We start from the raw sequence: 9543 nt of genomic DNA, 5'->3' as shown, positions 1-9543 counted from the left end.
CTTTCTAACGGATACCGACCTGAAGGATCAGGGGGTCGATATATCCAAAGCGAAGTTTACGGTAAGTGCCGTGAAGACCACGGTAAACGATGTCGTTCCGCCGATAATTATGAGCCCCACAAGCGGCGATAGTTTCGCCCTTCAGCTTGTCGATGAGAATCCTAAGAAACCGGGCTTTCAGATTACGATAAGCGGTTTGGCAGCCCCTGGATATAAGGTCGAGTTGGTGGGCGGGGGCAAAACTATTTCCAAGGCCAATAACCTTTTCTTGGGGACGGGATGGGCCGCTCAGATAACGGTCAACGGTGAGCTTCCCGATATCTATGCTATCGCGATTGCGCCGAACGGCAACAAATCAGATAAAACAGGTTCGATTACAAGGGCACAAGCCGCTAAGTTGGTGGTTAAATCTGCCGGTTTGAACCCCGAAACGACGCATCACGGGTTCTTCAAGGACGTTCCCGCATCCAACCCTTACTCAAAATATATCGAGTCGGCTGTTTCGCATAGTTTCATTGAGACAGATACCGGCGGCATGTTCAAATCCAACGACCCGATATCCCGGGGCGGGTTTACACAGTGGCTCTACAATTCCATTATCCAAATAGTCGAGGGCGGGCCGTCAGAAGACATCGGCTCCGCACCGGCAGCGCCACACTCCTATGAACCATATTTTGCGGATGTGCCGGAGTCATCGCCGTATGCCGAAGCGATAACGGCGATGTTTTACATGAACCAGATCTCGGGTAACCCGAACGGAACATTCAAACCAAATGATAAATTGTCTGCATGCTTAAAACTGACGGGTTTTGCAAACACGAAACTCGCAGATGTAAAAAGCACCGACTGGTGTGCCCCTTATATCTTCGACCTGATGATGCGTGGAACAGTCACAGGTTATAAAGGCGGGTTATTCATGCCGGGGCAAACTGTTACGCGCGCCGAGTTCGCAAAGATGCTCTGCAAAGTCAAAGGCTGGAGTGTGAGCGAAACGCAGGCCGCCGATTGCGTTGATGTGCCGCCGTCCCACTGGGCGTACTCCTATGTGAAGACCTTGCGCCAAAACGGAGTGGTAGATGGATATGCATGTAATAGTTTTAAGGCAGATCAGGTGCTGAGCAGGGCCGAGGCGGTTAAGATGATCGTGAAGGCCCAGGGGCTCAAGCTGGATACGACGAGCGAGACCTTCCCGGATATAATCGGGCACTGGGCGTCGGATTATATCCTGACCGCTAAAAAATATAACCTTATCACGGGCTATCCCGATGGCTTGTTTCAGCCGGACGAAACCATAACGAGGGCGGAAGCGGCTAAAATAATCTGGCAACTTCTCTAATTTCCCCGGCAAAACCTATTGCCCCATAAGCGAATAACGGCTAAGATTGCATAGAGTTTGCATAGTAGCGTAAATGCGCAGTTGTGCATATGGGAGGGAAATATGCTTGCAAAGGTGCTATCGGCCGCCGTTATTGGTATGGACGCCTTCCCCGTTGAGGTGGAAGTCGATGTCTTTCTCGGCATCCCAACAGTGAATATCGTGGGTCTTGTGGACACCGCCGTGCAGGAATCGAAAGAGCGTGTGCGAAGCGGTATCTCAAATTCGGAATTCGAATTTCCGCTTAAGCGGGTTATCGTCAACCTTGCACCTGCTGACATCAGAAAGGAAGGGCCGGTCTACGACCTTCCGATCGCCCTCGGTATCATGGCGGCCACCGAGCAGGTTCCCCAGGGCAAGCTCGATGACTATCTCATCGCAGGTGAACTATCCCTGACCGGAGAGATTAGAAGAATCACGGGAGCCTTGTTGATCGCGATTTGCGCGAAAACCCTCGGCAAAAAAGGCGTCATCATCCCAAGAGAGAATGCCCCCGAGGCTTCTGTGGTCGATGGGGTGGAGGTATTGCCTGTCGCTAATCTCAATCAGGTGGTAGATTTTCTCACGGGCAAGGCTTCGATTACGGCTCACGACGAAAACCATAGGGACTCTCAAGAGGGTCACTGGGGTTTGGATTTTGCCGATGTGAAGGGCCAGGGCCACGTTAAAAGGGCGCTTGAAGTGGCTGCCGCCGGGGGACATAATATTCTTTTGATCGGACCACCCGGCTCGGGTAAAACAATGCTGGCCTCGAGACTGCCGTCGATCCTGCCAAAGCTAACGCTATCGGAATCTATCGAGGTCACGAAGGTATATTCGGTCGCGGGGTTGCTGCATCCCGGCGAGTCGCTTCTCGCTACTCGCCCGTTCAGGGAGCCGCACCATACCATAAGTCACGCAGGCCTTATCGGCGGAGGAAGCCACCCGCGCCCGGGGGAGGTGTCGCTCGCGCATAACGGGGTCCTCTTCCTGGACGAGTTTACCGAATTCTCCAAAGGCGTCCTGCAAGTCTTGCGGCAACCTTTAGAAGAAGGCAAGGTAACGATTTCACGAGCCGCAGGCTCACTTACCTATCCGGCGAGCTTTACCCTGGTTGCGGCGATGAACCCATGCCCGTGCGGGCATCTCGGGGATAGGGCCAAGCAATGTATCTGCAATCCGCATGCCATTCAGCGCTACCGGGGTCGGATATCGGGGCCGCTTCTCGACCGCATCGATATACATGTAGATGTTCCGCGGCTGGGCAAGGAGGAACTCTTGCATTCGAAAGAGGGCGAGGGGTCCGAGGCAATAAAACGGCGGACTGAAGCGGCACGGGCGTTACAGATCAAGCGATTTACCGAGCACACCAAAGGAAACGGGCGCGGCATCCTGACGAACTCCCGGATGAGAGCGGGCGAGGTCAAAACGTTTTGCCGTTTGCACCCCTCTGCAGCCTCTTTTCTGGAGGCCTCCATCGATAAGCTGGGCTTAAGCGGCCGGGCATACGAGCGCGTCCTGAAAGTAGCCCGCACTATCGCCGACCTCGCCGAACACGACACCATCGATGTCGAACACGTGGCGGAAGCCGTGCAATATCGGGCTTTAGACCGGCAGTTCTTCTAGAAGAGGGAAAAAGTTTAGATGACAGAAAACGGTTCGCATAACGACAACAGGAAATACTGGCTTGGGGTTAAGATGGTTCCGGGATTGCGCAATAGGATTTATGTTCTAACGGATAAAGCCGGGGGTCCGCGTCAATTATGGGAAGCCGGCAAGGACGACTTGATCGATATAGGCTTAGATGAGCAGACGGCGTGTAGGGTCGTCACGGATAGGAAGTCTCTCGATATAGATAGGCTTTACGCAGACCTCACGAGCGATGGCGTCACTATCGTGACCGTTGAAGATGATTATTATCCTCAATTACTTAAGGAAGCTCAAAACCACCCAAAAGCCCTGTTCGTCAAAGGGCGCCTCAAGGAAATACAGACCGCTGTCGCCATTGTGGGGGCGCGCAGGGCGACGGTGCAGGGGAAAGCTATGGCCGAGGAGCTTGCCGCAGAGCTGGCGGCGAGCGGTGTCGTGATCGTCTCCGGGGCGGCCAGGGGAATCGATACCGCGGCGCTCGATGCCGGCGGCACTACATATGCTGTTTTAGGATGCGGGCTGGATATGGTCTACCCGCCCGAAAACAAGAATCTGTTTAAAACGATTACTGAAAACGGCGCTTTGATCTCAGAGTATCCTCCAGGTACTCCGCCCTTATCGCACCACTTTCCCGCACGCAATCGAATCGTTGCCGGCATGTGCCAGGCGGTTGTCGTAGTCGAGGCGGGCATCAAAAGCGGGGCGCTCATCACCGCCGACTTTGCGCTGGATTACGGGCGCGAGGTCTTAGCCGTACCAGGCTTTAGCAAAAGCGCTGTAAGCCGGGGCGCGAACAAGCTCATCAAACAAGGCGCATACCTGGTTGAATCGGCAGAGGACGTTCTCTCTCTATTGGGAGTCGAGCATTTTTTACGTCCCCATACCGATACTCTTAACCGGGCCGAAAAGGATTTTTTGGAACTCATGGGTTGGGAGGCGCAACGGCTCGATGATTTAACCGTTGCGGCCGATACTTCCATCGCGACCGTGTCCGCACTGCTGCTTACACTTGAAATATCCGGCTTTATCAAGCGGGATATTTCGGGTTGTTATATAAGGATAAAATAGGATCGCACGATTCGATCTGCCCCCAAACGCTTGCAGAGCGATAACCCGCTTCCATAAAAATAGAGAATTCACTGACAATGGCCGCGTTAAATAGTATAATAACCAATGTAGCTATCAAGACGTTATTAGCTTATTTTTGGAAATTGGAGGGAACTTCTTACCAGCAGCGAGAAGATATTATTATGTCCGTGACTTTAGATGAAATAAAAGAAGATCCCTATGTAAAAGCGTACATAGCCCAAGCTGATAAGCATATGGAGGCGATAGGTTTTACGGAACACGGGTTCCGCCATGCCGACCTCGTATCACATATCGCGATGAATGTGCTGAAACGGTTGGGGTTTCCCGAGCGCGAGGCAGAGCTGGCGGGAATCGCGGGTTATCTGCATGATATAGGAAACTCAGTTGGACGAAGCTTCCACGCAGTATCCGCGGCCATGATGGCCCAAACCATCTTCTTCCGCCTGGGTATGGCGCCCGAGGAAATGATTTTAGTGATGAACGCCATGGGCAACCACGAAGAAGAGTACGGTATGGCGACAAGCCCAATCGGGGCGGCGATTATCCTTGCAGACAAAACCGACGTGCACAGAAGCCGCGTGCGAACCCCAGACCCGCTCACCACAGATATCCATGACAGAGTTAATTTAGCTGCGCAAAGGTCGTTTTTGCGGGTCGATAACGAACGAAAATTGATAGAACTCGAAATAGATATCGACACGAACATAAGTCAAGTCATGGAATACTTTGAAATATTCCTGTCGCGTATGGTAATATGCCGTAGGGCAGCTGAATTTCTCGGCTGCAAATTCGGTTTGATTATTAATGGCGTTAAGCTTTTGTAGGGGGGAAGGAATTGACTGATAAGACAAAACACTTATTATCGCTTGGTCTCATACTTGTTCTTGTAGTTGGCTCTATCTTTATGATTTATCCGTTAAATAAATCTGTGAAGCTGGGGCTCGACCTAAAAGGCGGTCTAAGCATCATCTATACGGCCAAAGACTCGCCGGGCTCGAAAGTCACCGATGAAAAGGTGAAACAAGCCGAGTATGTACTGCGTGAGCGCGTCGACGCACTTGGTGTTGCCGAGCCCGATATCCAGAGGGAAGGCGCACGCAATATCATGGTGCAGCTGCCGGGAATCAAAGATCCCGAAAAGGCTCAGGAGATCCTGGGAAAACCTGCGGTTCTCCAATTCGCAATCGTGAAGGACGAGTATGCTAACTATCAGGATAGCCAGCTCAATACGCTTAAAAAGCAGGGCAAGGATGTTCTGGGGCCTGTTCTTATGACTGGTGATAAGGTGAAGAGCGCAAAAGCTACGTATGGTGGCCAGCTTGGGCAAACACCGCTGGTTAGCATGACGTTTGATAATGAAGGCGCAAATACATTCGCGCAGATCACCGCACAGAACGTAAACAAACACCTGGCTATCGTACTCGACAACAAGATCGTTACGGCGCCCAATATTCAGGAAGCGATTCCTGATGGCAAAGCGGAGATTAATAACATCGGGTCGATTGATGAGGCTAAAGAGATCGCGCTTGTTTTGAACACAGGTTCAATTCCCGTAGCCCTCGAGATATCACAGGCAGACAGAATAGGTCCGAAGCTCGGCGCCGATGCACTGCAAGCTGGTGTTATAGCGGGGCTCATCGGGTTCGTGCTGGTAGCCCTGTATATGTTAGCGTATTACCAGGGCCTTGGTTTGGTAACATGGGCCGGCTTAAGTATTTATGGCATCCTCGTAGCGGGTGCCGTTGCAACAATAGGGCGTACTGCAGGCTGGACGCTTACATTGCCGGGTATTGCCGGTTTGATTATCAGTATCGGTATTGCGGCCGATTCGAAGATCATTATTTTTGAGCGTCTTAAAGAAGAAATTCGCAATAAGAAGACATTTAGAACAGCGGCCGATGGTGGTTTCTGGCACGGTTTCAAGACCAGCCTTGATGCCGACCTGGTAACGTTGTTTGCAGCTCTAGTGCTGTTTTTCGTGGGAATCGGAGAGGTCCGAGGGTTTGCTCTAACGCTCATTATCGGACTTGCGCTGGATATTGTGATAATGCTGTTCTTTACGCGTCCCGTACTGGGTTTAATGGCTCAGGTATGGCCGGTAAAGAGCCCGGCTTTGCTGGTTAGAACGGGAAGGGTGAGCGAGAGTGCGTAATTTCGATTTCATGGGTAAGAAAACCTGGTGGTTTGCTCTTTCAGGGCTTTTCATCGTTCTGAGTTTGGTTGGGATATTAGTCCGGGGCTTTAACTACAGCATCGATTTTAAGGGCGGTAGTGCGTCGGATGTTAAATTCACAAAAACTGTTTCGGTCGAGCAGGTCCGGTCGGTCGTTTCATCGGTAGGGCATGCTGACAGTGTTATACAGCCGATCGAACACAGAACCATTGGCGAGTTAGGGTCCGAGGCATCGCAAAGCAAAGGTAGCGAGATGCTCATCCGTACAAGGGAACTCGACCCTAAGCAGGAAGCAGCATTGTTCGCCGCCCTCGACAAGAAGCTAGGCGTTTTCGACCGTCAGACCAAGACCGTCGATGCAAGCTGGGGTTCGCATATAACGGAGCGCGCCATCTATGCGGCTATTGCCGCAATGGTCATCTTGTTGATATATATCTCGGTTCGTTATGAGTTTAAGATGTCGGTCGCGGCTATCGTCGCCCTTGTCCACGACCTGCTGATTACAGCCGGCATTTATGCGCTGGTCGGGCGCGAGGTGAACCCGAATATGATTGCCGCGATGTTGACTATTCTCGGGTATTCGCTCTATGACACGATTGTCGTATTCCATAGAATCAAGGAGAACTCGACGAACGTCGTGCGAACGACGTATTCGGCGATGGCAAACAGGTCGATCAACCAGGTAATGATGCGTTCGATCAACACATCGCTGGTGACGCTTCTGCCGATCGTCTCGATCTTATTATTCGGCGGAGAGACGTTGAAAGACTTCGCGTTCGCCCTGATGGTCGGAACGATCGCGGGTGCATACTCATCGATCTTCTTCGCATCACCGATATTCGTCGTGTGGAAAGAGGCCGAGCCGTACTACAAGAACCTTAAGAAGAAATACGGCAACCAGGAGATGGTGCCCACGCCGACACAGTCAGCTGCTAAATCTACTGCAAAAGCATAGTCGCTGCGCGGTTATATCCTTTATGATTATAGAGCCCGTGATGTTTAGCCACGGGCTCTATGTTTCTTTCCTTATTTTATGTCTGAAAATGGGATAGAGCGCTGCATAAAATAACGGGTTCATGATTGGCTCCCCAGATACGGCTCGATATTGTGAAATATGTATTCGATGGTATCGATATTTTCCTTCTCTCCGACAACTACGACTATATCATTTGCATAAAGCTGTGCATCACCATCCGGGTTTGAGAGAATTTGCGCACCCCTGCGTATTGCCAGCACGGATACACCGTATATTTTTCTAAGCTGAAGCATGCCTAATGTTTTACCAGCCGCCGCCGCATTTTCTGCAATCCTGAATGTACGGACCTCGATATCTGGCAGTTGCAGGCCAATATCGGCAACTGCTAGCGATCTCTTTGGCAGGCTTCGAAACATCTCGTAACCTTCCGCCCGCACTTCATCCACGAACTTTTCGATTTCATCCGTCGGCACGAAGTACCGCGCTAGTACACGTGAAAATATCTCAATAGATGTCTCGAATTCTTCAGGTATAACTTCATTTGCGCCAAGCTTATATAACGGCTCGACTTCACTGGCAAAGCGAGTTCGGACAAGGATATATATTCCCGGATTAAGGCGCCTTGCAATCTCAATGATCCTTCGGGTTGCTGCAGGATCTGAGATCGCCACGACAACAACCCTGGCACGGCCGATATCAACGTGTTTAAGCATTTCATCATGCGTGGCATCGCCGTAGTAGATTGGCGTGCCCTTATCTCGCTCGAATCGAACGGTCTCTGGATTAATTTCGACGATAACATAGGGAATGCTTGCTGCCGAGGCCGTGCGTGCAAGGTTCCTGCCATTAAGACCGTAGCCGATAATAATCAGATGCTCTCTTAAAGGTTTTTCTTTTATTACTTGTATAGGATACCGGCCAGACTTTATTCTGCTGGGCAAAGGCAAATTCGAAACGGTTTCAACGATTACGGGTGATAGCCACATAACAAGGGGGGTTGACGCCATGCTGATGACGGTTATATCGAGAAATAGTTGGAGGTTGCTGCCCGTGATGAGACCATATCTTTCTCCGGCTTGGGATAAGATGAGGGAGAATTCACCGATCTGGCTTAATGAAAAGCCTGTTAAAATTGCGGTGCGAAGGGACAAACCCGTAATGGATACAGCGAGGCTTGAGAGTATGGCTTTTATGGCAAGAATGCCTAAAGTGATTTAAATAATCAAAAGCGGCTCCGTTAAAAGAAAATCTATGTTGAGCAGCATTCCGATAGTTATAAAAAAGAAACTTGTGAAAACGTCTCGAAATGGAAGAATATTGCTGAGCGCTTGTTGACTATATTCAGATTCGGAAATAATTAAGCCTGCCAGAAAGGCGCCGAGTGCGATTGATAATCCAATACTCGCCGTGAGCCAAGCAATTGAAAGAATCATTAAAACAATGCTCAGAAGAAATAGCTCAGAGCTACGCGTCCGTGTGACTTGGTATAAAAGGCTAGGTACAAGCCATCGAGCGGCAAGAAAGATCAGTGAGATTACTGCTGCTGCCTTTATAATAAGAAGGAATAAAGATTGCCAAAAGCTCCCTGATACCCCTGCAAGAAATGGTGTTACGAGCATCATCGGCACTATTATTAAATCCTGGAATATTAATATACCTAGTGTTGTAGCGCCATGTGGGCTATCGAGTTCAGCCTTATCTTGAAATATTTTAAGCACGATAGCTGTGCTGCTGAGGGACAGCAAAAAGCCAATGAATATGGCCTCCCTAAGAGGTCGTCCAGCACCTGATGAAATGAAAGTACCGGCGAGAACAGCAAGCAGTACCTGTAAGGACCCACCAAGCAAAACGGGCCTTCGCGCCTGTAAAAAGGTTTTTATCGAGAATTCGATGCCAATAGTAAATAGCATCAATATAATGCCAATATTTGCTAGATTCCTTACTTCAATTGACGCTCTAATCAATCCTAGACCTTGCGGACCAACAAGTGCGCCGGTAAGAATAAAGCCGATAATCGAGGGTATCCGAAGACGATTAAATAAGTAGAGAATTAAAGTTGAGAACGCAAATATAAGTACGATGTCCCTCAGCAATATAAGTTCCATACACGATATATTCCCATTTCACAGAACCGATTTGTGAGCTAGGAAAATAGGTTATCGCTTTAACCGCCCCGGTGCTATAAGCAAGCAACAAATGATATCGCAGCAATTATCGCAAAAAAGGCCTGTCTTTATGAATGCAATATGGCTTTTGACCGATAAAGAGATTAATTGCAACTTCGTAATCCGCTACTGAGCG

At 50.0% G+C, this 9543-nt stretch carries 9 protein-coding genes; 7 read left to right on the top strand and 2 right to left on the bottom strand.

Annotated features, from left to right (window positions below):
* The 6 genes from ACYC56_RS00500 to secF form a co-directional block, all read left to right on the top strand.
* Positions 1–1336: S-layer homology domain-containing protein (locus ACYC56_RS00500; protein WP_461372210.1), on the top strand; the 1336-nt coding region annotated here is incomplete at its 5' end.
* Between the two features lie 102 nt (positions 1337–1438).
* Positions 1439–2980: a YifB family Mg chelatase-like AAA ATPase gene (locus ACYC56_RS00495; protein ID WP_461372209.1), complete on the top strand. Its 1542-nt coding sequence runs from the start codon at positions 1439–1441 to the stop codon at positions 2978–2980.
* Positions 2981–2998: 18 nt separating this feature from the next.
* Positions 2999–4072 carry a DNA-processing protein DprA gene (dprA, locus tag ACYC56_RS00490; RefSeq protein ID WP_461372208.1) on the top strand — a complete coding sequence of 358 codons (1074 nt, stop codon included), beginning with the start codon at positions 2999–3001 and terminating at the stop codon, positions 4070–4072.
* A 182-nt stretch (positions 4073–4254) separates the two neighbouring features.
* Positions 4255–4917: an HD domain-containing protein gene (locus ACYC56_RS00485; RefSeq protein ID WP_461372207.1), complete on the top strand. Its 663-nt coding sequence runs from the start codon at positions 4255–4257 to the stop codon at positions 4915–4917.
* An 11-nt stretch (positions 4918–4928) separates the two neighbouring features.
* Entirely contained in the window at positions 4929–6245 is a 1317-nt protein-coding gene (gene secD, locus ACYC56_RS00480; RefSeq protein ID WP_461372206.1) for a protein translocase subunit SecD, read from the top strand.
* Positions 6238–7221, top strand: coding sequence for a protein translocase subunit SecF (gene secF / locus ACYC56_RS00475; protein ID WP_461372205.1), 984 nt, complete (start codon positions 6238–6240; stop codon positions 7219–7221). The genes secD and secF overlap by 8 nt, the downstream gene beginning before the upstream one ends.
* 119 nt (positions 7222–7340) lie before the next feature.
* Here secF and ACYC56_RS00470 read toward each other — a convergent pair whose 3' ends face one another.
* Positions 7341–8249, bottom strand: coding sequence for an NAD-binding protein (locus tag ACYC56_RS00470; protein ID WP_461372204.1), 909 nt, complete (start codon positions 8247–8249; stop codon positions 7341–7343).
* Here ACYC56_RS00470 and ACYC56_RS00465 point away from each other — a divergent pair.
* The gene (locus ACYC56_RS00465) at positions 8248–8460 is read left to right on the top strand and encodes a hypothetical protein (protein WP_461372203.1); all 213 of its coding nucleotides are present in this window, start codon (positions 8248–8250) and stop codon (positions 8458–8460) included. The two genes, ACYC56_RS00470 and ACYC56_RS00465, sit on opposite strands and share 2 nt — an antisense overlap.
* On the opposite strand, the gene ACYC56_RS00460 is transcribed toward ACYC56_RS00465, so the two are convergent.
* Positions 8457–9347 carry a cation:proton antiporter domain-containing protein gene (locus tag ACYC56_RS00460; protein WP_461372202.1) on the bottom strand — a complete coding sequence of 297 codons (891 nt, stop codon included), beginning with the start codon at positions 9345–9347 and terminating at the stop codon, positions 8457–8459. The genes ACYC56_RS00465 and ACYC56_RS00460 overlap by 4 nt on opposite strands.
* Positions 9348–9543 lie beyond the last annotated feature (196 nt).

The organism is Candidatus Aquicultor sp. (assembly GCF_054640775.1).
Note: the sequence above shows the minus strand (reverse complement) of the source record. Positions and strands in the feature narration are given on the sequence as shown.